We start from the raw sequence: 23,720 nt of genomic DNA on the forward strand, positions 1-23,720 counted from the left end.
GTACTACTGACGCGGGCGGTGCCGTCGGCGAACGACGCGGACCTCCTGCCTCGCTCGGCCCACCGGGCCGGGATCACACGGACCTCACGCGGTCCGCGGTCCCCGGCGTCGCACGCCGGACACAAGACAGCGGCCGCGGCACATCACCCCCGCGCGCCGACCGGGGCCGCGAGAGTTTGGAGCTGGACCCACCTATGCCGCGCCGGGCACGACGCCCGGTCGGAAGGCCCATGGACGCGCCTCGAACCGCTCGCGCGGCTCTCCGTCACGCCCGGCTCCCTCGGAACCGCGAACTCTAGTGCCCCCGACCGCCGACTTCAAAGGCGACCGGCCGTCGTCGAGAGATCCTGCGCCGACCACGTGCCGCCGTCGCCCGGATTCCAGAAGAACCGCAGGATTTCGCCGCCTGCCGCCGCCCCGAACAGGTTGAGCGTGCCGGCTGCGGACGCGTGGCTGGTGATCTGGCCGGCGGGGTTGGGCGTGCCCTCCTCGAAGCCCTCGCTGAGGTTGCTGATGACCCAGACGTCGGTCTCCGGGTCGCTGGCGAACTCCGGCACCCACCAGTAGATGATGAGGTCGCCGCCCGGGTTGAGGCCGGCGACGTTCAGGCCGCCCCACGGCGTCACGTAACTCGTCAGTCCCGTGCCTTGGAGCGTCGGGCCGTCAAAGAGGTCGGTCAGGTTGCTGGTCTCCCAGTCGCCGCCGAAGGCGGGCACCCACCAGGTCACGGAGACCTTGCCCGAGGCGTCGAGTCCGGCGAGGTTGATGCCGTCCCAAGTCGTGAGGTACGCCGTCAGCCCGCCGCTGAGCGCGGGCGCGCCAGTGATCGCGCTCAGGTCGTCCACGCGCCAGTGCCCAAGTTCGGGCGAGGTCCACACGACCTGGATGCGGCCCGCACCGTCGAGCGCCGCGATGTTCAGCCCGTCCCACCGCGTGACGTAACTGATGATCGGCCCGACCCAGGCCGGCGTGTCCTGTCCGCGGGCGCGCAGGTGCGTCTCGGAGATGTTCTCGAAGGACCAGGTCGCCGAGCCGTCCTCGGCCGTGCCGGTCCGCACGTACAGCACGAGGTCGCCGTCCGCATCGAGGCCCGCGACATGGAGACGCCCCGAAACGTCCGCGAAGACCGTGACGGCCGACGCGATGCCGCGACCGCCCTGTACGGATTCGGTCAAGTTCTGGAACGCCCACGTGCCGTCGTTGCGACGCCAGTACGCGATCAGCCCGGCGGCGGACGGCGCAAAGACGAACAGCCGACCGTCGGTCGGGTCGGTCCACGCGACGGGATCCCCGTTCGGGATCGGCGAGCCGGTCGCCGCGACAAGGTCTCGCACCGACCAGCCCGTGTCCGTGATCTGCTCGAAAACGATGGGCAGCCCGGTGAAGTTCAGCCCTGCAACGGCGTGCAGGTTCCCGGGCGCGGATGTGCCCGTGATGCGGGCGTTGTCGCCCGCGAGCGTTGAATAGACGATCGTGACCGGCAGCGCGACCGGCTCGCTGAAGGCTCCGTCGTTGTCCTCGGCGATCGCGAGGAACGAGACCGGACCGAGCGGGTAGTCGGCCGTCACGGTGCCGGAGAAACTCCACCCGTTCGCCCCGTTGGAATCGACGAAGAGCAACTCGCCCGCGTCGCCCGTGCCGTTCCCATTGAGGTCGATGTAGAACCGGACGTGAACGACGCTGCCGTCCGGGTCGGTCACGTTGTTGGCCGTCAGCGTGAAACTCGCCCCGCCGGGGAGCACCGCGCCCGTCGAGACGAGCGAGCCGATGGTGGGCGCGCGGCGCAGCTTGAACACCGTGACCGTGCCGTCCAGTCCCTGCGACGTGACGAGGTCGAGGTCGCCGTCGCCGTCGATGTCCGCCAGGGCGACGCCCGTGTTCGAGAACCCCGCCGATTCGAACGGAACCGGCGTCTCGAACACGCCGCCGACGCCGAAGAGGCGCGCCTCGCCCGCACCGCCGCCCGAGTTGTTCGGCACCGCGTCCGGGCGGCCGTCCAGGTTCAGATCGCCGATCGCCAGCCCGTTGTTCAGCGGCGGCACCGTGAGTTGTGTCTCCACGCTCGTGCCGAACGTGCCTCCGCCCAGGCCGGGGTAGAGCGTGAGGCGCCCGACCGACTCGTCCCCGCTCGCGACCAGAAGGTCGAGCAGGCCGTCCCCGGTGAAATCGGCGACACGCACCGCTCGCGGGTTCGACGGCGACTCGACCGTCACGGCGTCCTCGAACGACCCGTTGCCGACGCCCTGATGGATCACGATCTGCAGGTCCGCGAACGACAGCAGGATCGCGTCCAGGTGCCCGTTGCCGGTGATGTCGGCGAGCACCAGCGACTGCGGGTTCGCGCCGGTGGCCCTCGTCTGACGGGCGCCGAACGTTCCATCACCCTGATTCAGCAGCACCGAGAGCACGTTCGAGCCGGGATTCGTGGCGACGATGTCGAGGAACCCGTCGCCGTTCAGGTCGGCGAGCGCCATGCTGCTCACGCTCGTTCCGGCGTCGTACTCGGCGGGATCTTCGAACTCCCCGCCGCCGAGGCCGATGTACACGTACATGCGCTTGCCGATCACGGTTGCGCCGAGGCTAGCCGTCACGATGTCCGGTACCCCGTCGCCGTTCACGTCGCCGACCGCGACCGACGACATCGGCGAGGCGTGCGTGTACGTTCTCTGGTTGCCGAACGTGCCCGATCCGTCGTTCAGCAGGGTGCTGATGCCGGCGCGAAGCCCGACCACGAGGTCGGGGCTGCCGTCAGCGTTCAGGTCGGCGAGCGCGATCGAGAGCGGCTGGTCGCCCACGGCAATGGTCGTCGGATCGGAGAACGAGATCGAGAGCAGCGTCCTGCCTTCGAGTGACTCACAGAGGGGTGTGCCGATGGCGGACCCGGTCCCTCGAAGCGATCCCGAACGACAATGCGGCGACACACGAGGCTCGATACGCATGGAGACTCTCCTGCCTTTCGGGTACGGGCAAACCCTACGCCATACCCCCGGGAGACGATCGTAGATCGGCACCCCGGCGTTCAGCCCGCGAAGAAAGGTTCGCGGGGCAGGGGTACCCGGTTGCCCTTCCCGATCCGAACGAAATCCAAAAATGACGACGCCCGCCGAGGGAATCGGCGGGCGTCGCGTGAACGTGAGACAGTTGGGGCCATCTTCGCCGTGCGTCGCCGCACAGCTATCCGACCCCGTGGGGTCGGGCGAGATCGCGCTCATGGTCCCGCTGCAGATCGCTCTGCGGCCCGGGGGTTGGTTGTCCCGGGTTTGGCGGGCCTAAGGAAATCCCTTAGAAAGGAGGTGATCCAGCCGCAGGTTCTCCTACGGCTACCTTGTTACGACTTCGTCCCAGTCACCGAGCTTGCCGTGGGCGCCGCTGAGATGCGGCGACTTCGGGCGCTCCCGGCTTCCATGACGTGACGGGCGGTGTGTACAAGGCTCAGGAACGTATTCACCGGAGCGTAGCTGATCTCCGATTACTAGCGATTCCGGCTTCATGCAGGCGAGTTGCAGCCTGCAATCCGAACTGGGGCGCGCTTTTTGCGATTTGCTCCGCCTCGCGGCCTCGCTTCGCTCTGTACGCGCCATTGTAGCACGTTAGCATCCCTGGACATAAGGGCCATGAGGACTTGACGTCATCCCCACCTTCCTCCGGTTTGACACCGGCAGTCTCGCTAGAGTCCTCGGCATTACCCGTTAGCAACTAGCGACAGGGGTTGCGCTCGTTAAGGGACTTAACCCGACACTTCACAGCACGAGCTGACGACAGCCATGCAACACCTGTGCACGTTCCACCCTTGCGGGCGTGGCTCCCCTTTCAGGGAGTTAATCCGTGCATGTCAAGCCCAGGTAAGGTTCTTCGCGTTGCCTCGAATTAAGCAACATGCTCCACCGCTTGTGTGAGCCCCCGTCAATTCCTTTGAGTTTTAGCCTTGCGACCGTACTCCCCAGGCGGCACACTTAGCGCTTTTGCTTCGACCGGAAAGGCATGAGAACCACTCCGATCTAGTGTGCATCGTTTACGGCGTGGACTACCAGGGTATCTAATCCTGTTTGCTCCCCACGCTTTCGTGCCTGAGCGTCAGGACAGGCCCAGCGGACTGCCTTCGCCATCGGCGTTCCTGTCGATATCTACGCATTCCACCGCTCCACCGACAGTTCCATCCGCCCCTACCTGCCTCAAGACCCGAAGTTCGCCCCGCTGTTCCCCGGTTGAGCCGGGGGCTTTCACAAGACGCTTTCGGGCCAGCCTGCGCACCCTTTAAGCCCAGTGATTCCGATTAACGCTCGGGCCCCTCGTATTACCGCGGCTGCTGGCACGAGGTTAGCCGGCCCTTCCTCTGGTCCCGGTCAGTGTTCCTGGGACCTGACAGCGGTTTACACGGCGAAGCCGCTTCATCCCGCACGCGGCATTGCTCCGTCAGGCTTGCGCCCATTGCGGAAGATTCGTCGCTGCAGCCTCCCGTAGGAGTCCGGGCAGTGTCTCAGTCCCGATGCGGCGGGTCGTGCTCTCACACCCGCTACCCGTCTTCGGCTTGGTGGGCCGTTACCCCGCCAACTACCTGATAGGACGATCGCCGCTCCCAAGGCGGTAAACCTTTCCTCCGAAGAGCACATGGGGTATTACCCGCAGTTTCCCGCGGCTATCCCCCACCTCGGGGCACGTTCGATCGTATTCCTCGCCCTTCCGCCACTGTCCCCGGCCGAAGCCGGTTCTCGTTCGACTTGCATGCTTTAGCCATGCCGCCAGCGTTCAATCTGAGCCAGGATCAAACTCTTCAGTTGAAAGCCGTTACTCCCGCTCTCGCGGGCAGTCTTCAAAAGAAGCGATGACCCGGTTTACACCCGCGTCGCTCGACGCGGGCCGGTCTCCACCGCACAAGCCTCACGACCCATGCGGCGCCGTCGGTCGGCAAACCGACGGTGTTCTGACGTTCAAAACTCCGCCCGTTCAACACGGGCGGGGGCTTTCCACGAGAACGTCAGCGCACGGGTGACTGTGAATCCCCGTGGCCGTTTGGCGACGCCGGATAGGCTGGCAACCCGCGGTCATGGACCGCTCCCGACGCCTCACGTCCTCGCGATGGCACCAACTGTTCACTTTTCAAGGAAGACGCCCAAGCAGGCCGAAACCGACCCCTTGGGCCGACACGAAACCGTGCCGACCGCGTCAAGCGGCAGGGGACATCGTACCCCACTGCCCCGTACCGTCAAGCAGGGCAACCCAAAAACCGCGACACAACCCCCCCTACCGCCCGTCGAACGGCGTCACCGCCACCACCCCAGCGTAGATCTCCGCCCCTCTCGGCAGCCCGGCCCGCAACGCCCGGCAGGCTGCCGTCATCGTCGCCCCAGTCGTCCGAACGTCGTCCACCACCACGAATACACGCCCCGACGCCGCAAGTTCCGCCAGCCGTTCCGGATCGCGCGGCCTGAACACGCCCACCATGTTCCTCGCCCGCTCGCTTCGGGGCAGGCTCGTCTGGGTCGGGCGGTGCTTCCGACTCAAACCGCGAACCATCCGGCCACCACACGCCCCGGCGACCTCCCACGCCAGCACCAGCGTGTGATGCACCCCGCGCGACATGCGTCTCCGAAACGTCGTCGGTACCGGCACCACAACCACCAGGCGCGGGTCGATCCCGCGCGCACGCAGCCCCTCCGCAACGGCCGCTCCCAACATCGACCCCATCTCGCGCCCCACGCGTCGCCATGCCGTGAACTTCAGTTCCATCACCGCGTCGCGCAGCACACCCTCGTACGACCCGACCCTGAACGCCCCGTTCCACGCCAGCCGCTTCTCTCGGCAGGCCGAGCAACCGTCCGCGTCGGCCTCGAACGCACCGACGCTTGTCGCACACCGAGGGCAGTACGCTCCGGGAGGGTCGGGCGTCCAGCCGGCGTCCGTCGCTCGCTCGCGCAGGCTCACCGCCCGGACCCCGAGCCAGTCTCGCTCGATCCATCCCCACGCCGATCGCACGCCACGAGCGGCAACAACGCCCGCTTCATCCGCTTGCGTGCGCTCACCGCCGCCGCCCGGCGGCCAGGCGAACGCCCCGCGGCCGGGGGGCGCACCGGCGCTCATGCCAGCCGGGCGCGCACCATCGCGGCCCGCTCCACGCTCCGCTGATTCTGGTCCAGTTCCTTCTTGAGCGCACGCTGCAGGTGCGCCGGCTGCACGAGCAGCATGAGGTGATGGACCGCCCTCAACTCGATCCCCTCGACCAGCCCGAGCGACACGCCCAGCCGCACCATGCTCAGCAGTTTCAGGGCCTCTTCCGTCGCCAGCACTCTCGCGTGGCGGAGCACGCCGAGCGGTCGACACACCTGGTCCTCCAGCAGTGCGCGTCGCCTCGTCAGCAGCTGCCGCCTGCTCTCTCGCTCATACTCCACGACGCGCGGGATGATCTCACGCTGCATCTCGTGGAGCAGCACGCGCTCGGTCTTGCCCAGCGTCGTCTGGTTCGAGATCTGGTAGAAGTCCCCCGAAGCCTCCGATCCTTCGCCGTAGAACCCCCGCACCGCCAGCGACATGTCCGCCGCCGCTCGCTTGACCTTGTCGATCTCGCCCGTCATGCGCAGGCCTGGCAGGTGCAGCATGACGCTGAGGCGGACGCCCGTGCCGACATTCGTCGGGCAGGCGGTGAGATAGCCGAACCGCGGGCTGTACGCGAAGTCGAGGCGTTCCTCCAGCCGATCGTCGAGAGCGTCCGCCTCTTCGAGCGCGGAGTCGAGCGAGAGGCCCGATCGGATCACCTGCACCCGGAGGTGGTCCTCCTCGTTCACCATCACCGAGGCCCGCTCGCCGGGGAGTGCGACCGCGACGCCGCGCGGATGATCCGCGTCGTTCGCTCCCTTGCCGCGCGGCCCGCGCGCGTGCTGCTTGCTGATCAGGTGCCGCTCGACCAACAGCGTGCGTTCCAGCGGGGGCGCATCGTGCAGGTCCACCCAGAGCGTGCTCGCGCTGCCGATCGACGACGACAGGATCGCCTGCTTGCACGTTTCGAGCGCGTGGCGACGGTCCGTCGGCGAACCGCGGCTCGGGAAAGGGACGCCGGCGAGGTTGCGAGCAAGCCGAACGCGCGACGAGAGCACGACGTCCGAGCCGTCGCCCTCGCCGCGCAGCCATTCCGTGCCCGCCTCGAACAGACGCGCCGGTTCGCCGCCGCCCGGCCTCACGAGTCGTCTCCGTTCGAGTCGTCCTCGCCCGACGCCAGGCCCAACTCGGTCAACCGACTCAACTCGTCCCGCAAGCGAGCCGCCCGCTCGTACTCCTCTGCCGAAATCGCGGCCTCCATCTGCTGGCGCAGCAGCCGGCCTCGCCTTGCCCGCTCCTCCGCCGGCCCGAGGACCGACTCGATCGCCCCCTCGTCACCCCCACCTGCCCGGCTCGCCCGCAGCGCCCGCCGAGGCACCTTCCCGACGTGGTGCGTCGCCCCCTCGTGCGCACGATCCAGCAGCGGCGAGAGGTGCTTCTCGAACGACCGGTAGCACGCGGGACACCCGAGCAGCCCCGACTCCTTGAACTCGCCGAACGTCGTGCCGCACTCGGGGCACCGGCTCGACACGCCCGGCCCAACGAGCTTCGTCGAGGCCTTCTGCACCACCGCGTGGGTGAGCAGCTGGCTGATCGGCAGCTGCGTCGCCACGGCCAGCCCGGCGTCGCGGGCGCAGGCCTCGCACAGGTGCTTCTCGTACGGCACGCCGCCCGCCACGGTCACCTCGTGTACCGTCGCCTCGTTGTCGCAGTGATCGCACTTCACGCCAACCGGCAGTCTACAACCGCGCGGATAGCCCGATCAACGCCCGCCCGGCCCGCACCGCCACTCGCAACCCCGTGGGCCTCGAACATGCCCTAGCAACGCCCGAATCCACCCCCCGCCAAGCAAGGCCGGCGGCATGCTCCGCATCGGCACCATCAACCTCAACACCGGCGCATACCACCACGCACTCGACGTCGCGCCCACAACCACTCCGCGCGGCGTCGGACTGGCCGTCATCAACACCTGCCGCCCCGACCTCAACGGCGACGGAGCGGTCAACTCGCTCGACTTCGTCCTGTTCCTCAACTACTGGACGGCGTCACACCCGGCCGCGGACTGGAATCGGGACGGCACCGTCAACAGCCTCGACTTCCTGGCCTTCCTCAACGAGTGGATCGCAGGCTGCTGATCGCGCGCGTTACCAATGGGCACGTGGCCCGCAGCCGCGAAGTTCAGTGGCCGCTGAGTTTCTGCTGGCGGGTGTAGCCGTACTTGCGCTTCAGCGGCTTGACGACCAGCCCCTGCCGGATGGCCTTGGTCGAAGCCAGGATGCGACGCCGGGTGGGCTTGCCGCCTTCGTCCACGATCGCCGTCACGGGCTGCAGGTTCGGCTTGAAGGTACGGGGGCTGATCCCCGTCGGCTTGAGGCCGAAGCCGCCCTTCGTGATCTTCTGCCCGCGATAGACGCGGGACTTGCCGAAGGTGGTCTTCTTCCCGGTGAAATGGCAGACACGCGGCATGGCTCAATCCTCGCCCCTCAGGGGCCGCCCGACGAACTCAAGGCCCCAACTCTAGTCCGCCCCCCAACCAAGGCAACCGGTGGTCCCTGAGGACAGGGTCGCCAGCCGATCATGACCCTGACAGCCGCCGCGTTGCCCGCCTGTGAGCCGCTCAGCCGCACCCCAGGACGTACGCATTCAGGAACGCCAGCACGTCCAGCGAGTTGACGACGGTGTCGCCGTTGAAGTCCGCCTTCGGGTCTCCCGCCGTGTAGGCGTTCAGGAAGGCGATGAAGTCCAGCGAGTTGACGACCGTGTCGCCGTTGAAGTCCGCGGGGCAATCGTTGCGTTCCGTGCGGTATGCCCGCACGTCCGTCCCCACGCCGCAGACCACGAGCGCCCCGTCGGCTCCGATCGCCGGCGCGCCGATGTTGATGTTCTGCACGGGCACGGACCAGCGCGGCGTCAGGTCCGCGTCGAACGAGTAGAACCGCCCCTGCGCGAACGCTCCGTTTGAGACGTACACCCGTCCCTGCGCATCCGTCGCCATCCGCGGCGCGGAGAGGGCGTCCAGCGAATCCGACTCCGCCAGCGTCGCCCCCGTCGCCGCGTCCAGACGCCTGATGCGGTTTCCCGGCGCGGCCCGCCGGCACGGACCACCGGATCGACATCGCCGCTCCCGTGTCGTCGATCGCGTAGAAGTAATCCACCGCGGGGTTGTTCTGCGTGCGCGAGAGGTAGATCGTTCCGTCCGGCGCAACCATCGGCGTGTTCTGGAGGGTGAACCCGCTCATCACCGGGCTTTCGTACTGGAACGCTCCGGTCGCCAGGTCGTAGCGCTTGACAACGTGCCCTCCCACCGCCGCGTCCGCGACGTAGACCGCGGTCTGCGTCGCGCACGGTCCGCAGTTCCCGCTCACCGAGCAGAGCCGATCCGCCGTCCACACCGTCGAGCCGTCCAGCGCGCTGATCCGGTAGATCTTCCGGAAGTCCGCGACGATGAGGTCCCCGTCCGGCGCGAACACCACGCCGTCGTACGCCCCCGCCCCCGTCTCCACGTCCGACACCCACACCACCGAACCGTCGGCCGCATCCAGCGCATACACCGGCGCGTACACGCTCGACCCGTTGCCGGAGCGCGACACGTACACCCGGCCGTCCCGCGCCCCGAGCACCCACGTCGTCCAGTCCGCCGGCCGCGCGGGCACATGCACGAACCACAACTCGGCCCCGGTGTCGAGGTCCATCGCCACCACCGGCGACTCGTCCGAGTTCGGCTCGGGCGGGAACCCCGTCTGCCGAACCATGAACGCTTTGCCCCCGAGCGTCACCGGCTGCCATGCGATGATCGACGATCGCCCGCCCGTCCACAGCACGTCCGCCGCGTCCGGCCCCACTTCGCCGGTGCGTCCATTCCGCCCCGCGTTCCCTCCCGCGTTCGTCCAGTCCTGGGCCGAAACCGGCAGGGAACAGACCGCGCCGACACCGGCCATCAGCAGGAAGGTACGACGAATCGCACCACAACGATCAACGCACGGTCCATTCATGGCGCGCCTCGCTCGGCAGCACGCGAACGCATCCGCGCGCCACCGAGTCGAGGCTACCGCAGAGACCGTCCCGGGCAAAGCAGAATCCGACTTTCCGTGCCCGGCCCACGCCGTTCAGGACCCGCTGGCCAGGTCGGCCGGCACCTCGTCCACTGGTGTCGGCCCGATCGGCTCGGGGTCGTAGTAGATGCCCATCTCCTCCGGCTGCCCGAACAACTCGGGGTGAATGAACTTGCCGCGCTCACTCTCGGCCTTCTCGACCTCGACCGGCGCGCCGTACACGCGGACGTAGGCGTCGTTGCGGATCGCCTCGACTCGCCACGAGACCTTCATCCCGCCCGGCCCTCCCGCGATCATGAACCGGTTGTCCTCGATCTCGAGCGCCACATACACCGGCGCCCAGCCGCCGATCGTCGTCAACTGGTAGCGGAAGTCGCGGTTGATCTCCTCGAAGTAGTCGGGCAGGTCGACCCATGCCTGCCCCGCGTCATCCAGCACCACGTTCCCGGAATAGAAGTTGATCGGCTCGGGCGCCTCGGTGCTGTAGTGACGGAGGTACTTGTTCGCCGGGTCCAGCGGGTGGTCGATCTCGAACGTCTTGGTGCCCGAAGCGTGCGAGTTGCCGACGGCATAGACGGCGACGGCCGGCGCGGCCGCCTGCCCGAGCACCCCCCGTGCCGTCGATGTCGAGTTGTTCGAGAAACCGAACACGCCGCGCCCGCTGCTGCTGCTGCTCGTGCCGTAGACACCGTAGGTCGTGCCCGTGGTTGCGCTTGAACTGCCGTAGACGCCGCGCCCGCTCGTGCTGCTCACCTCACCCCGAACGCCGTACGTCGTCCCGGAACCCGACAACGCTCTGCCAAACACCCCACGCCCGCTCGTGCTCTCCGCCTCACCCATCACACCGTACGTGGTCCCGCTCCCCGACGTCGCGTAGCCATACACGCCGCGCCCGGCGGAGCTGTGGTTTCGTCCCTGCACGCCGTAGGTGGTGCCGGTCGTGTGCATTGCGATGCCGTACACGCCCGTGCCCGTCGACCCGTGCGTCCGCCCGTACATCCCGTAGTTGGTGCCCGTCGTCGCGCTCGCGACGCCGATGACGCCGATGCCGTTGTTGCTGCCGGTGGCCTCGCCATAGACCGCGCGCCCCGTGTTGTGCGACGCCTGCGAGAAGACCCCGTGCTGAACCCCGGTCAGCACATGAAGGGCACCCTCGGGGCTTTCCGTCCCGATGCCCACCCGTCCTTGGAAGTAGTTCTTGCCGCCCTTGAAGTACCCCGCGAAGCCGCCGCTGCTCATCGTCTCCGCAAACACGGCGTAGTTCTGGCCGCTCACCGCCGTTGCGAGGGAGAACAGCCCGTAGCCCGTCGTGCTGTCGCTGCGGCCGAAGAGGCCCGCGGCGCCCCCTGTCGCGGACGTCGCGAACCCGAGCACGCCACGCCCGGTCGGCGAGCCGGCCTCACCCCACACCCCGTACACGAAGCCGCTCGGTGCCGTCGCCACGCCGAACACGCCGCGCCCGGCCGTGCTGTCGCTGCGTCCGTACAGTCCGGCGGTCGCCCCGGTTCCAGCCGTTGCGAAGCCCACCACCCCCCGTCCGCTAGTCGAGGCAGCCTGGCCCCACACCCCGTACGCAAGGCCGCCTGTGTTCAGTGTGTTCACGCTGAAGATCGCGTGCTGCCCGCCGCTCACGACGTGCAGCCGGTGCAACGGGTTCGTCGTGCCCACGCCCACGTTCCCGCACTCGTAGTACACGTTGTCGCCGACGATTGTCCAGTCGCACGCGCGCGTCCCGCCCCCGCCCTCTGAACCGTCGCCGATCGTGCCGGACGAACCGTCAAAGCGTCCACGCGCGGGGTCGCGCACGTCATCGGGCCGATCACCCGCCGCGAGCCCGCGCCCCGTCGAGATCGGCGTCGCCGTGCGCCCACGCGCGCCGAAGCGAGCCCCATCGTCGTCCGGCTCGCCCCCTCGCGCCGCGCCGCCTTCGCCATCATTCGGAACATACACCACCGACCCGAAGTCCACACGCTGACGCCCGTCGAGCCTCTCGTACTCGCCCAACCCCGACGGCCAGCGCACCGACACCTCCAGCCACGCGAACCCACGCCCACGCTCCAGCAGCGTCGGTTCGAGTTCCACACGGAACCACCCATCCTCCACCAGCACCGCCGTGTACTCGGTCGGCCCTTCCAGCAACGCGCCGCCAAGCGGCCGGTCCCACGCCGTCACCACCATGTCCACCTCGCCCTCCACGGGCGTGCCGAGGTAGACAAGCAATCCCTCGTACACCAGCACGTCGGGCCGCGCCACGCTCACCGTGCCGGGCGCAGGCCCGACCGGATCGCTCACCTGCGCCGCAGCCGCCGAGCCGAGACCGCACGCGACCACCAACGCCGCAATCTGGCGTCCATATCCCATGGCTACTCTCCCTTGTTGAGTGTTCTCGCCGCGCGCCGGTGCAACCCACCCGGATCCCACTCACCGCCGACTGGTCTTCCAGCCTACGGATAACCCCGGGTCAACGCAACACTCGAATTCCAACGATATGTTTGGTAGGGATACGATCGAGTGCGGCATCACTCGTTCGCCGTGACGGAATCGCATCGCAACATCATGCCACACAACAACATAAGTGTGTGCCTGTGATGTCAGCAGGACTCAACGGACCGGCGACATGGCTCACCCCCGCCCCAGCCCCTCGCGCGACATCATCAGTGCAAGGGTCTGGCACACGAAGTCCACGTCCCGTTCCGTCAGGCCCGAGTGGAACGGCAGCGCGATCGTCCGCCCACTCACCGCCTCCGCGATCGGGAACGACCCTTCCTCGAACCCGAACCGCTCGCGATAGGGCGGCTGAAGATGGATGCAGGGGAAGTAGTCCGCCGCACCGACCTCGTGCCGGCGAAGGCTGGCGATGATCCGATCTCGCTCGGCGCGCGACCACCCGGTCGCCAGCCGCACGACGAACACGAACCAGCTCTGCACCGACTCGGGGTCAACGGTCGGCAGGATCAGCTCGGGGTGGTCGATGAGGCGCTCCATGTACATCTGCGCCACCGCCTGCCGGCGTGCGACGATCTCGTCAAAGCGGCGCATCTGGGCCACGCCCAGCGCGGCCGACAACTCGTCAAGCCGGTAGTTGTACCCCACTCGCTCGTGCGCCAGCCACGATCCCAGCGCGGCCTGCGGATCGCCCGGTGTCTGCGCGCCCCGCGCCGCTCGACCCTGGTTGCGCAGGGAGCGGCAGACATCCGCAAGCCGCTCGTCGTCCGTCACGATCATGCCGCCCTCGCCCGTCGTGACCTGCTTGTTCGGATAGAACCCGAAGACGCCGACGCGCCCAAACGACCCGCACGCCCGCCCCTTGTGCGAGCATCCGAGCGCTTCGCAGCAGTCTTCGACGAGCGGGATCTCGTCGCGGGCCGCGATGGAGGCGTAGGCATCCATGTGCTTCGGGTTGCCGAAGGCCTCGACCGCCAGGATCGCCCGCGTGCGCGGTCCGATCGCCTCCGCCACGCGACCCGGGTCCATGTTCAGGCTGCACGGGTCGATGTCCACAAAGACCGGCCGGGCGCCGACGTACAGGATCGCGTTCGCCGAGGCGATGAACGAGAACGGCGTGGTGACGACCTCATCGCCCGGCCCTACGCCCAGCGCCTGGAGGGCGAGGTGCAGCCCGGCTGTCCCCGACGAGACCGCGACGCCGTGCGCGCACCCGGCGCGATCCGCGACATGCCGCTCGAAGCGCTCGACCATCGGCCCGAGCGCGAGCCGCCCCGACCGAAGTGTCAGCGAGACCATCTCCACTTCAAGATCGCTGATGTCCGGTCGGCTGAGGGGGATGTCCTGCTCGCTCAACGCTCGGCCCTCCTGGCCAGGGACGCCGGGCGCATTGTAGGAAAAAAGCGGCCCCGGTCGTGAGGCCGGGGCCGCGGATGGATCAGAGGATCCACAGGATGCCGTAGCCGCGATCAGCGACGACGACGGGCGGCGACGAGGCCGCCGAGGCCGACGAGGGCCAGCGAAGCCCCGCCGAGGGAGCCGAAGGGACCATCGAAGGAGGCCTGGTAGGCATCACCGGCCACCGGGGCATCGTGCTGGTAGTACCACTCGTTGGGCTCGCCGGCGGTGCTGAACGCACGCAGGCCGATGTAGTACGTGCCGGGGGCAACGTTGACGCTGCCGGTCCAGTCCATCTGCACCATGGCGATGCCGTAGCCGTCGAACCCGATGTTCGTCGAGGTCACGGACACGTTCTCGAAGCGGTTGCCGGCGAAGTTGTTCGGCATGTCGCCGGCGGGGATGATGTAGAGGGTCGCCTGGGTGGCGAGGATCGGCACGCCGCCGAAGAAGAAGCTCTGGGACGAGATGCTCGTCGTCGAGACGCTCGTGATCTTGTTGAAGCCGGCGGGAACGGTGACGCGGTCAACGACGGCGTAGTCGCTGCGTCCGCCGAACAGGTTGTCGCCGCCCACGGAACTGCCCCAACCGTTGACCCACGCGTAACCCGCGCCCTGCAGGTTGTTGTGGATGATGGTGTCGCCGTAGGCCGCGCCGCTCAGCGCGAGAACGGCAAGAACTGCAATCGCCTTCTTCATGTGACTCTCTCCTGCGGGAATGACCCCGATATTCGCCGCCGAACGTACGACGGCCGCAACACAACGGTGTACCGACCACGCGGCCGGACTCCAGAAACATACGAACGCGACACGATCTCTCGCCTCACGCTCCGCATCGGATGGGGGGCAGCGTTTGCCTTGTCTCTCTTCTCAGACTGCCCGCGACTCGACCACAACACGTCGATGTCGATGGACCGCATTCTGATTGGACCGACCGCCGTGCGTCAAGCACGATTCCCGCAGTTCCGCACCTTTTTCTCGCTGGTGGGCAAACTCCCCTGGTCAGCAGCAAGAGATAAACCCCAATGCAAAACGATCCCGTAATTGCCCTCGCCGTCGCTCAACACCAAACTCAACAGATGTTTTCGGAACTCCGGCGACATCACCGGCATCATCAACGCGCATCAGGAAGGCGCACAATGCTCTCGCGAGTACGACGCGTCAGCGCCGAGTTGTGCGCAGAAGATCCGAGCCTTCGCCCCCGAGCGCAGAAGCCGCGCCGCGCACCACAGCTTCAAGAGAACGCGGGTGCGGCGAAGCCCGCGGCCAGCCGGCGCTTCAGGCCCGCGTCCTTCACATCCAAGCGAACGACCACCACGAGACGGAGTCCCGACGAAGCTGCGCCGAGAGCCGGTCGAGGTGCTGCGGGTGATCGTCTGATGTCTGCGCGAGGCTGGCGCCTGCGGTGTCGATCGCATCGAAGTTGTGCACGATCTCGTTCTGCGTCCCCTCCCGCTGGAAGGGAAACGGACGCCGTCGAGACAGCAGTCCGACGCCGCGCTCCGGCGGTTTCGCCCGAAACGACGATGCCACCGCGACCTCGACCTCTCCATCGCGCTACTCGAACTCGATGTCGGTACGGTCGGGTGTACTCCGAGCACTCGCGAGCCGACGGCGCCGGTCCGGCGCGCGGATCGCTGCAAGTCCGCCCCCCTCCTGCCGCTCGACCATCTGGCCGCGCACGAGCCGGCCCGACCGGAGCGTCAGCGGGACCATTTCGACCTCGAGTGGGCTGAAGTCCGATCGGCTGAGGGGGATGCCCCGCTCGCACAACGCCTGGCCCTGCTGGTCATGGGAACTGACGGATCACGGGGAAAAAAACGACCCCGGTCGTGAGACCGGGGTCGCGGATGGATCAGAGGATCCACAGGATGCCGTAGCCGCGATCAGCGACGACGACGGGCGGCGACGAGGCCGCCGAGGCCGACGAGGGCCAGCGAAGCCTTGCCGAGAGAGCCGAACGGCCCGCCGAAGGCGGACTGGTGGGCACTGCCGCCGCCCGGGGCGTCGTGCTGGTAGTACCACTCGTTGGGCTCGCCGGCGGTGCTGAACGCACGCAGGCCGATGTAGTAGTCCTGGCCGCCGGTGACGGGGATGTTGCCCGTCCAGGTCATCTGGACCATGGCGATCCCGTAGCCGTCAACACCGATGTTGACGGAGGCGACGCCGACGTTCGTCAGCGTCGGGGCGCCGGAGCCGAGGTTCTGGGTGACGTAGACGGAGGCCTGCGTCGCGAGAATGGGCGCAGCGCCGAAGAAGAAGTTCGCCGCCGAGATGCTGGTCGTCTTGATCTCGGTGATGGCATTGAAGCCGAGGGGAACGCTGACCTTGTCAACGACGGCGTAGTCGTTGTAGCCGCCGAAGAGGTTCTGGCCGCCGCTCGAGCTGCCGAAGCCGCTCGACCAGGCGTAGCCGGGCCCCTGAAGCTTGTTGTGGATGATCGTGTTGCCGAACGCGGCGCCGCTCACGGCGAGAACGGCAAGAACTGCAATCGCCTTCTTCATGAGACTCTCTCCTGTACGGGCCATGGCCCGGAACTGACGCCGTCGATGACACTCGACGGCACGAAACCCCTATTCAGTGCCGGCCACGCGACCGGCACCTCATGCACACGAACGCGACGCGATTCCTCGCCTCACGCTCCGAACACCATCTTGGGGCTGGGTCTGTCTCGTCTCTCTCAGACTGCCCCACGGCTCGACCGCCTTGTGGGCTTGCCGATCGGGCACATCTCAACACAACGGAAACCCTGAGTCAAGACCCTGGGTGTAATTTCCCGGTTGATTTCCACCGAAAAATTTGCTCCCCGCTCATCGCCCGAACAAACGCCGTGAAGCCGCTTGGGTGAGCGTTACCCAAACCCACATTTTTTCACTCAACCCCGGTTCGATACACCGTCCAGCACGAGCCGCTGAACTCTGCCGATGACCTCTCCGACGGTCATGCCCTCGAACTCCCCGCCCACCCCCGCTGGGAAGGCATCCACGATCTGCCTCCGGAGCCGCTTGTCCGCCGTGGCGGCCGTGGAGTGGTTCCGCCTGGCGAGGGCGCGGCTGATCTCGGGGTAACTGAGCGTCGTCAACTCGCGCATCAGGTAGACGCACAAGGCTCTCGCGAGTACAACCCGTCGGTGCCTGGTCGTGCCCAGAACGTCCGAGACTTCGACCCCCAGCGCGGCGGCCACCCCGCGCACGACGGCCTCGGGGCGGATCGGCCTGAGCGGACGACGCGACACGCCCTCCGACCCCGGCTCCCCGAGTCCCATGGCACGACGCACGGCCAGCGCGCCGATCCTGCCGCTGTTCGTCACGAACTCCGGGAGGAGCCTGCTGACTGCCTCGACCTGCGTCACCATGCCCTCGATGTCGCGCACGGAGGCCGGCGAACCCGTCGGCAACCCCGACCGCTCCACGATCACTCGCACCGCCTCGTCCTCGAGCGCGATTCCGCGACGCGCGGCGAACGCGGCGATCAGTCGCCGCCGAAGGTCCGCCTCCGGCGCGTCCAGCCGAACGACGGCCCCGGAGAGGAATCTCGATCGGAGTTGCGCCGAGAGTTGGTCGATGCGGTGCGGATGTTCGTCGGAGGCCAGCGCGACGCGGGCGCCGGTCAGGTCGATCGCATCGAAGGTGTGCAGGAGTTCGTTCTGCGTCCCCTGCTTGCTGGAGAGGAAATGAACGTCGTCGAGGCAGAGCAGTTCCACACCGCGCCAGCGCCGGCGGAAGCCCTCCAGCGCATTTCCCTTGACCGCCGCGACGTAGTCGTTCATGAAGGACTCGGCGGTGGTCATGATGACCCGCGCGCCAGGGCTGCGTGCCTGCACTCGCCCGACGATCCCCTGGAGCAGGTGCGTCTTGCCCATCCCCGACGCGCCGTGGATGAAGAGTGGGCTGAACCTCGCCCCCTCGCCCCCCTCGGCGAGGCTGACCGCCGCGTTGTAAGCGAGCCGGTTCGCCTCGCCGACGACGAAGTCTTCGAGCCGCTTGCCCGGCGCCCCGGCTGGCCTTCGCTTGGCGCTCGGCCTGGGAGGGCGTCGATCGTGCCTTTCGCCGCTTTGCTCTGGCACGAGGTTGCCGCCCGCGCGCTCGAACGCGCTGCGATCGACCCGCACGCGCACGCGCGTACCGCCCTCGGCCTCGGCCGCGCGGCGCAGACTTTCGCCCACGCGGCGGTCCAGCAGTTTGGCAAGGAACGGCGTCGCCACCGCGACCTCGACCTCGCCGTCGCGGCACTCGAACCGCACGTCTCGCCCGAAGTACCGCTCGTACCGATCCTCTCCGAGTTGCTCTCGCAGCCGCGACCGCAGGCGCGAGTCCGCGTCAGTTCCCATTGTCATCCCGCTCGCGACCCCTGCTGCCTCCGGCACCGGCGCCACCTCCGCAGCGTCCCGGCGCGCGATGCACAACCCCGCGCACACAACCCGCGCGCGACCGGCCCCGCCCGTTGGTCCGCCGAAACGATGCCACGAGTGCGAGTCCGTTCACCCGAGCGGCGGAGCGAACCCCGCCATTCCGCGCGCCCGCACGCTCCGAACGCGGCGCGCGACCGCACGATCTCTCTCTTCCGTTCCACCACTCGCCCGTCGCTCCCTGACGAGCGGGGCAAAGATATTGCGCCGACGCTCGGCGAGCAAGAGCCTTGTCGAACTTCTTCACGCGAAATGCGCTTGTCGCGCTCCCGCAAGCGCTTGCGCACCGCCGGACTTCTGCACACGACGCTGATACACACTCGAACAACGTGTGTATAACTCGTGCGCGCAACGCGCAACTCCCCGGCCGATCGGGCGTTTGCGCGATTCCCCCCACCGCGCGCGCCGTCGTTCCTCGCAACACTCGCCGCTTCGCGTGAAATCGCGGGACTCCCCCCGGCCGTCGCTCACAGCGCACGCACGAGCGCGATGCGTTCCGCGAACCGACGAAACCCGTGGCGCGCATACAGCCGACACGCTGGCTGGTTCCGCCTGTCCACCGCGCAGGTCAACTCCCCGCCCCGCGTCGCGCACGCGGAGATCGCCGCACGCAGCAGCGCGTCCGCAAGCCCGACGCCGCGCACCAAGGGCGAAAGCCCCAGGTACACCAGCTCCACACTCCCGATCTCCGGGCACGGGTTGAGCAGCACGCACCCAACTGGTTCGCCCTCGCGCAGCACGAGCCACCACATGCATGGCTCCCACCGTCCCGTCGCGCGGTGGGACGCCATCACGTCCGTCGTCTCGCGCAGCCCGCACAACTCGGGGCAGTCCATCGTCCCCTCGTAACTCGCCTCCAGAGCGCGCGCGACGAACACCTCGTCCCGCTCGCCCTGTTCGCAGGAACGCACCTCCACGCCGCCCGGCCAGCAGTCCAGCCCGCTCGGCAGGCACGGCGCGACTCCCCCACGGCCCTCCGCAGCGTGCAGCGGCCTCCTCATGTAGTCGAGCGGGCCTATCCGCATGAACCCCGCCGCCTCGTACGCGGCAATGGCCCAGACTTCCCGTGGTTCAGGCAGGGCCTGGCACAGCCGAACGACCCCTTCGCCGAGCGACCGCACCGCCTCGACCCCAGCTTCAACCACCGCGACCCGCTCAGCCCGGTCGGCATCGGACTCCTGCGTGGCTGGCCCGGAGACGAAGAACATTGCCGTCCGCCCCGCCCCGGCCACGGGCAGACAGACCTGCCCTACCGCCCGGTGCCGACCCTCCCCATGCACGGCGGCCCGCATCAGACGCAGGTCGATCCCCAGTCGCCCAGCTTGCTCGACGAACTGCCGCCCGGCACGCATCCGCTGCCCACGAGACGCAGCCGCGAGCCGACCCGCTGCCTCAACCAACAGGTCGTCCGGTACCGGAACCGCCTTGCACGCGGCGACCCCGACGACGACACCCGATTTCTCTACCCGCTCGCTCACTCACACCTCTCGCCCGATCGATATCTTCGGGGCCGGCCCAAGCGAACCCCTTTTTCGCACCCCGGGGCGAGGCCTTGAAGGCCCCACTCCTTGTCTCGGGGCGGAGGCTTTGCAGGCCCCGCTCCTCAACACTGCTGCTCCCCACTAGACTACACTCGCCCCCGACCCATCCGACGGAGACCCAGGCATGTCCGACCGTCCCTTCCGGCATCTGTCCCTTGTTGCTCTCGCAGCGTTGGCGGTCTCCGCCGCGATAGCGACCGCGTTCGCTGCGCCTGAACCCGCACCCGTGCCGAAGCGCTGGCAACTGGACCTCAAGCCGGGGCCGCTCCGCGTGGCCTCGGTCGAGCTGCCCGGCGAAGGCCCCCGCGCCTTCTATTACCTCACCTATTCCGTCGTGAACCACACGGGCGAGGAACTCGACCTCGTCCCCTCCTTCGAGCTCGCCACCGACGAGGGCGAGGTTCTTCTCTCCGGCGTCGGGGTTCCGGAGATCGCCACGCGCGACATCATGGCCCGTTTGCGCGACCCGCTGCTCGAAGACCAGATCGCCATCATCGGTCGCATCCAGCAGGGCGTCGAGAACGCTCGCCACGGCGTCGTGATCTGGCCCGCCAACGACCTGAAGATCGACGAGGTCAAGGTCTTCGCCGCCGGCTTCAGCGGCGAGAACGAGACCATCACCCTCATCGACCCCCGCACGGGCCAGGAACGCCGACTCGTCTTCCGCAAGACCCTCATGCTCGCCTACGCCGTTCCGGGCGATCTCCGGCTCGAACTCCAGAAATCCCGCCCGCTGACCGAGGTCAACCGCCGCTGGATCATGCGGTAACGCCGCGCCTATCCTCCCCGTCCCGCGGGCCGGACACCCGCGGGCAGCACTCAGAGGGCTTCGCCATGGCACATAAGAAGGGTCAAGGCTCGACCAAGAACGGGCGCGACTCCAACCCCCAGTACCTCGGCGTCAAGCTCTACGGCGGTGAAACCGCCAAGCCCGGCTCGGTCATCGTCCGCCAGCGCGGCACGAAGTTCCAGCCCGGCTTCAACGTCCGCCGCGGCACCGACGATACGCTCTTCTCCGTTGCCCACGGCACGGTCGTCTTCCAGGGCCGCCGCGTCCACGTGGATCCTTCCGACCCGGGCGCACCCCGACCCGTCTGGCTCCCCAGGGCGTCGTCCAACAACTGACCCGGCACCAGCGAGCGAGCCGACGAAAAGCGTCAGCGCTCCTCAACGAGCCGCGACTACTCAACGGGCCGCGACCGTGAGAGAGCGGTTTTCCTTTCGCTCGCTCCGCTGCCCCCCCCCTCGATCGCCTCGCGCACCCGTGCCGCCGCGCGCAAGAGTTCCGGCACCCGCTCCAGCGAGAGCATCGTCGCCGAGTCGCTCGCCCCTTTCGCCGGCTCCGGGTGGCACTCCAGGAACAGCGCATGAACTCCGGCCGCCGCCGCGGCCCGCGCCAGCAGCGGCGCCCGCTCGGGGCGGCCGCCCGTCTGCTCGCCCGCGCCGGGCAGTTGCGTCGAGTGTGTCACGTCGAAGCACACGGGCGGCGCCCCCCCCTCCGCGGGCAGTTCGATCAGGTCGCCCACGCCGATGAAGTCGTTCACCAGCCGGTGATAGCCGAAGAACGTGCCCCGCTCGGTGAGCATCACGTTCGCGCATCGTGCGGCCGCGAGTTTCCGCACCGGCCCGAGCATCTCGGCCGGCGAGAGGAACTGCCCCTTCTTCACGTTCACCCCCCGCCCGTGCCGGGCCGCGGACTCGCCCACGGCCGCGAGCAGGTCGCTCTGCCGGCACAGGAACGCCGGCACCTGCAGCAGGTCAACCGCCTGCGCCGCGGGCTCGGCCTGCTCGGGCAGGTGCACGTCCGTTGTCACCGGCACGCCGAGCCGATCGCGCAGCCGTGTCAGCGCCTCTAGCCCGGCCTGCAACCCCGGCCCGCGCGCGGACGACACGCTCGAACGGTTCGCCTTATCGAACGACGCCTTGAAAACGTACCCGAGGCCGAGGCCCTCGCAAGCCTCGCGCACCGTCTCCCCCACGCGCAGCCCCAACTCGAACGACTCAAGCACGCACGGCCCCGCGATCACCGCGAGCCGCCGCCCAGCCCCGATCTCCACGCCGCCCACGCGGCACGTCCTGGCCATGCCAAAGCCTACACAGCCAACGCCGAACAGGGCGGGTAGCCGTGCCCTGCCTACGGGCGTCCGCTATGGCTGGTGATCAAATTCCGGTACGCAGGCAGGTGGTTCGAGAAGAGGCGGGCGAGTCCCTCGACGTCGTTGCGCCAGTCGCGGTGCAACTCGCACGCCACTCCGAACCAGGTCATCATCTGCACTCCCGCAGCCTGCATGCGCATCCACGCGGCGTGTCGCGTCACCTCGTTGAACGTGCCGGAGGCATCCGCCACCACGAAGACCTCAAACCCCTCTTCCGCCGCCGAGAGCGCTGGGAACGCGACACACACCTCGGTCACCACGCCCGCGATGACCAGCTGCTTCTTCCCTGTCGCGCGCACGGCGCGCACGAAGTCCTCGTTGTCCCATGCGTTGATGTTGCCCGGGCGCGCAATGTACGGGGCATCCGGGAACATCTCCTTGAGTTCGGGCATGAGCGGCCCGTTGGGACCGTCCTCGAAACTGGTCGTCAGAACGGTCGGCAGGCGAAAATACTTCGCGCACGCACCCAACGCGAGCACGTTGTTGCGGAACTCGTCCGTGGACCAGTCGTGCACGATGTTGCACAGCCCGGACTGATGGTCCACGAGAAGGACGGCGGCATCGTTCTTGTCGAGACGGCGGTACTTGTATGACATGGCGACTCCTTTGCGATCAACCCTGCCGCCCCCTGAGATCGGCGCGCCCGGCGGCGGTGACCGGGCGCGTCCTTTCTTCACAGCCTTCCGAACCTTCCCGCCCGCACGTCGGCGACGGCCTGCTGGATTTCTTCGGCCGTGTTCATCACGAACGGGCCGTAGGCGACGACCGGCTCGTCGATCGGCTCGCCGGCGAGGACGAGCAGGTCTGCGCCGTCGGCCGATTCGACTGCCGCGCCGGCGCCAGCCCGTGAGAGCAGGGCGAGTTCGCCCGCCGACACATCGCGCTCGCCCGCAACGCCCACCGATCCGCGCCGCACGAAGAAGGCCGCGTTGTGGCCTTCGGGGATGGGCAACTCCGCGCGCGCGCCGGCGCGCAATCGCACGTCCCAGAGGACGACGGGCGTCACCGTCGCCGCCGGGCCGCGCACGCCGGCGAAGTCGCCGGCGATGACGCGAGCCGTGCCTGCGTCGCCGGGCAGTTGCACGCTCGGGATTGCGCTCGCCGGCAGTTCCTGGTATCGCGGCGGGGTCATCTTGTGTTTCGCGGGCAGGTTCACCCAGAGTTGGACGACCTCAAACGCGCCGCCGCGGTGGGTGAACTCGCGCGAGTGCTTCTCCTCGTGCAGCACGCCCGCGCCGGCCGTCATCCACTGGACGTCGCCGGGGCCGATGCGCCCGCTGTTGCCGGCCGAGTCACGGTGTTCGAGTTCGCCCTGGAAGACGACGGTGACAGTCTCGAACCCGCGGTGGGGGTGCGTGTCCACGCCGCGCGGCCGGTCGGAAGGCTCGAAGCGCACGGGCGGTGCGTAGTCCATGAGAACGAACGGGCTGAGCCGCGAGCCGACGGCGTGCGGCGAGATGACGGAACTGACCGGGAACCCATCGCCGACCCAGTGCATGGGCGGGGTGGGGAGGACGGATTCGACGTGCTTTGCGCGCGTGTTCATGGCCCGTTCTTCCCTGCGGCAGCCCTCCCGATGCCACGCATGGCGTGCGAAATGCTGCATCGGCAGTCTATGAAGCGCCGGTGTGCACGGACGACTTCATCCGTTCTGCCCGTTTCGCACGATTCGTCGCACGGCATGTGTCTCG

At 68.2% G+C, this 23,720-nt stretch carries 19 protein-coding genes and 1 rRNA gene; 3 read left to right on the forward strand and 17 right to left on the reverse strand.

What is annotated here, in order from left to right; all coding sequences use genetic code 11:
• Positions 1 to 317: 317 nt before the first annotated feature.
• From FBT69_02035 to FBT69_02055, 5 genes are all read right to left on the reverse strand, one after another.
• The gene (locus tag FBT69_02035; protein MDL1903579.1) at positions 318 to 3,212 is read right to left on the reverse strand and encodes a VCBS repeat-containing protein; all 2,895 of its coding nucleotides are present in this window, start codon (positions 3,210 to 3,212) and stop codon (positions 318 to 320) included.
• 72 nt (positions 3,213 to 3,284) lie between these two features.
• Positions 3,285 to 4,778 (reverse strand): 16S ribosomal RNA (locus FBT69_02040).
• Between the two features lie 463 nt (positions 4,779 to 5,241).
• Positions 5,242 to 6,078, reverse strand: coding sequence for a ComF family protein (locus tag FBT69_02045; GenBank protein MDL1903580.1), 837 nt, complete (start codon positions 6,076 to 6,078; stop codon positions 5,242 to 5,244).
• Complete coding sequence (locus FBT69_02050) at positions 6,075 to 7,142, reverse strand: protein arginine kinase (GenBank protein ID MDL1903581.1); 1,068 nt, start codon at positions 7,140 to 7,142, stop codon at positions 6,075 to 6,077. The genes FBT69_02045 and FBT69_02050 overlap by 4 nt, the downstream gene beginning before the upstream one ends.
• A gap of 26 nt (positions 7,143 to 7,168) precedes the next feature.
• Complete coding sequence (locus tag FBT69_02055) at positions 7,169 to 7,756, reverse strand: hypothetical protein (GenBank protein MDL1903582.1); 588 nt, start codon at positions 7,754 to 7,756, stop codon at positions 7,169 to 7,171.
• Between the two features lie 136 nt (positions 7,757 to 7,892).
• On the opposite strand from FBT69_02055, the gene FBT69_02060 reads away from it, so the two are divergent.
• A complete protein-coding gene (locus FBT69_02060) occupies positions 7,893 to 8,165 on the forward strand; it encodes a hypothetical protein (protein ID MDL1903583.1) in 273 nt (90 codons plus the stop codon).
• A gap of 43 nt (positions 8,166 to 8,208) precedes the next feature.
• Here FBT69_02060 and FBT69_02065 read toward each other — a convergent pair whose 3' ends face one another.
• The 9 genes from FBT69_02065 to FBT69_02105 form a co-directional block, all read right to left on the reverse strand.
• Positions 8,209 to 8,496: a 50S ribosomal protein L28 gene (locus FBT69_02065; GenBank protein MDL1903584.1), complete on the reverse strand. Its 288-nt coding sequence runs from the start codon at positions 8,494 to 8,496 to the stop codon at positions 8,209 to 8,211.
• A 17-nt stretch (positions 8,497 to 8,513) separates the two neighbouring features.
• Positions 8,514 to 10,022: a PQQ-like beta-propeller repeat protein gene (locus FBT69_02070; protein MDL1903585.1), complete on the reverse strand. Its 1,509-nt coding sequence runs from the start codon at positions 10,020 to 10,022 to the stop codon at positions 8,514 to 8,516.
• Positions 10,023 to 10,136: 114 nt separating this feature from the next.
• Entirely contained in the window at positions 10,137 to 12,443 is a 2,307-nt protein-coding gene (locus FBT69_02075) for a hypothetical protein (GenBank protein MDL1903586.1), read from the reverse strand.
• Between the two features lie 261 nt (positions 12,444 to 12,704).
• On the reverse strand, positions 12,705 to 13,826 hold the full coding sequence (locus FBT69_02080; GenBank protein MDL1903587.1) for a DegT/DnrJ/EryC1/StrS family aminotransferase: 1,122 nt from the start codon (positions 13,824 to 13,826) through the stop codon (positions 12,705 to 12,707).
• Positions 13,827 to 13,996: 170 nt separating this feature from the next.
• Positions 13,997 to 14,623 (reverse strand): hypothetical protein, encoded by a 627-nt coding sequence (locus FBT69_02085; protein ID MDL1903588.1) that lies wholly within the window; start codon positions 14,621 to 14,623, stop codon positions 13,997 to 13,999.
• 594 nt (positions 14,624 to 15,217) lie between these two features.
• Entirely contained in the window at positions 15,218 to 15,457 is a 240-nt protein-coding gene (locus FBT69_02090; GenBank protein ID MDL1903589.1) for a hypothetical protein, read from the reverse strand.
• A gap of 353 nt (positions 15,458 to 15,810) precedes the next feature.
• Positions 15,811 to 16,428 carry a hypothetical protein gene (locus FBT69_02095; GenBank protein ID MDL1903590.1) on the reverse strand — a complete coding sequence of 206 codons (618 nt, stop codon included), beginning with the start codon at positions 16,426 to 16,428 and terminating at the stop codon, positions 15,811 to 15,813.
• 371 nt (positions 16,429 to 16,799) lie between these two features.
• Complete coding sequence (locus FBT69_02100; GenBank protein ID MDL1903591.1) at positions 16,800 to 18,260, reverse strand: AAA family ATPase; 1,461 nt, start codon at positions 18,258 to 18,260, stop codon at positions 16,800 to 16,802.
• Positions 18,261 to 18,799: 539 nt separating this feature from the next.
• Positions 18,800 to 19,810, reverse strand: coding sequence for a GNAT family N-acetyltransferase (locus tag FBT69_02105; protein MDL1903592.1), 1,011 nt, complete (start codon positions 19,808 to 19,810; stop codon positions 18,800 to 18,802).
• A gap of 187 nt (positions 19,811 to 19,997) precedes the next feature.
• Between FBT69_02105 and FBT69_02110 the strand changes: the two genes are divergently transcribed.
• Both FBT69_02110 and FBT69_02115 read left to right on the forward strand, forming a co-directional pair.
• Positions 19,998 to 20,642 carry a hypothetical protein gene (locus FBT69_02110; GenBank protein ID MDL1903593.1) on the forward strand — a complete coding sequence of 215 codons (645 nt, stop codon included), beginning with the start codon at positions 19,998 to 20,000 and terminating at the stop codon, positions 20,640 to 20,642.
• A 65-nt stretch (positions 20,643 to 20,707) separates the two neighbouring features.
• Positions 20,708 to 20,998 (forward strand): 50S ribosomal protein L27, encoded by a 291-nt coding sequence (locus tag FBT69_02115; GenBank protein MDL1903594.1) that lies wholly within the window; start codon positions 20,708 to 20,710, stop codon positions 20,996 to 20,998.
• A 56-nt stretch (positions 20,999 to 21,054) separates the two neighbouring features.
• On the opposite strand, the gene FBT69_02120 is transcribed toward FBT69_02115, so the two are convergent.
• The 3 genes from FBT69_02120 to FBT69_02130 all read right to left on the reverse strand — a co-directional run bounded on the left by FBT69_02120 (position 21,055) and on the right by FBT69_02130 (position 23,527).
• Positions 21,055 to 21,957: a 3-deoxy-8-phosphooctulonate synthase gene (locus tag FBT69_02120; protein ID MDL1903595.1), complete on the reverse strand. Its 903-nt coding sequence runs from the start codon at positions 21,955 to 21,957 to the stop codon at positions 21,055 to 21,057.
• A 50-nt stretch (positions 21,958 to 22,007) separates the two neighbouring features.
• Complete coding sequence (locus FBT69_02125) at positions 22,008 to 22,625, reverse strand: hydrolase (GenBank protein MDL1903596.1); 618 nt, start codon at positions 22,623 to 22,625, stop codon at positions 22,008 to 22,010.
• Positions 22,626 to 22,702: 77 nt separating this feature from the next.
• Positions 22,703 to 23,527 carry a pirin family protein gene (locus tag FBT69_02130; GenBank protein MDL1903597.1) on the reverse strand — a complete coding sequence of 275 codons (825 nt, stop codon included), beginning with the start codon at positions 23,525 to 23,527 and terminating at the stop codon, positions 22,703 to 22,705.
• Positions 23,528 to 23,720 lie beyond the last annotated feature (193 nt).

Origin of the sequence: Synechococcales cyanobacterium CNB (assembly GCA_030263455.1) — a bacterium.
In the GTDB taxonomy this organism is placed as follows: Bacteria; Planctomycetota; Phycisphaerae; order Phycisphaerales; family UBA1924; genus CAADGN01.

Coding starts and splice junctions, on each gene's coding strand:
- FBT69_02035 (MDL1903579.1), bottom strand. CDS start 3,212: ATGAGCGCGATCTCGCCCGACCCCACGGGGTCGGATAGCTGTGCGGCG.
- FBT69_02045 (MDL1903580.1), bottom strand. CDS start 6,078: ATGAGCGCCGGTGCGCCCCCCGGCCGCGGGGCGTTCGCCTGGCCGCCG.
- FBT69_02060 (MDL1903583.1), top strand. CDS start 7,893: ATGCTCCGCATCGGCACCATCAACCTCAACACCGGCGCATACCACCAC.
- FBT69_02065 (MDL1903584.1), bottom strand. CDS start 8,496: ATGCCGCGTGTCTGCCATTTCACCGGGAAGAAGACCACCTTCGGCAAG.
- FBT69_02070 (MDL1903585.1), bottom strand. CDS start 10,022: ATGAATGGACCGTGCGTTGATCGTTGTGGTGCGATTCGTCGTACCTTC.
- FBT69_02075 (MDL1903586.1), bottom strand. CDS start 12,443: ATGGGATATGGACGCCAGATTGCGGCGTTGGTGGTCGCGTGCGGTCTC.
- FBT69_02080 (MDL1903587.1), bottom strand. CDS start 13,826: ATGGTCTCGCTGACACTTCGGTCGGGGCGGCTCGCGCTCGGGCCGATG.
- FBT69_02085 (MDL1903588.1), bottom strand. CDS start 14,623: ATGAAGAAGGCGATTGCAGTTCTTGCCGTTCTCGCGCTGAGCGGCGCG.
- FBT69_02095 (MDL1903590.1), bottom strand. CDS start 16,428: ATGAAGAAGGCGATTGCAGTTCTTGCCGTTCTCGCCGTGAGCGGCGCC.
- FBT69_02100 (MDL1903591.1), bottom strand. CDS start 18,260: ATGACAATGGGAACTGACGCGGACTCGCGCCTGCGGTCGCGGCTGCGA.
- FBT69_02110 (MDL1903593.1), top strand. CDS start 19,998: ATGTCCGACCGTCCCTTCCGGCATCTGTCCCTTGTTGCTCTCGCAGCG.
- FBT69_02115 (MDL1903594.1), top strand. CDS start 20,708: ATGGCACATAAGAAGGGTCAAGGCTCGACCAAGAACGGGCGCGACTCC.
- FBT69_02120 (MDL1903595.1), bottom strand. CDS start 21,957: ATGGCCAGGACGTGCCGCGTGGGCGGCGTGGAGATCGGGGCTGGGCGG.
- FBT69_02125 (MDL1903596.1), bottom strand. CDS start 22,625: ATGTCATACAAGTACCGCCGTCTCGACAAGAACGATGCCGCCGTCCTT.
- FBT69_02130 (MDL1903597.1), bottom strand. CDS start 23,527: ATGCACTGGGTCGGCGATGGGTTCCCGGTCAGTTCCGTCATCTCGCCG.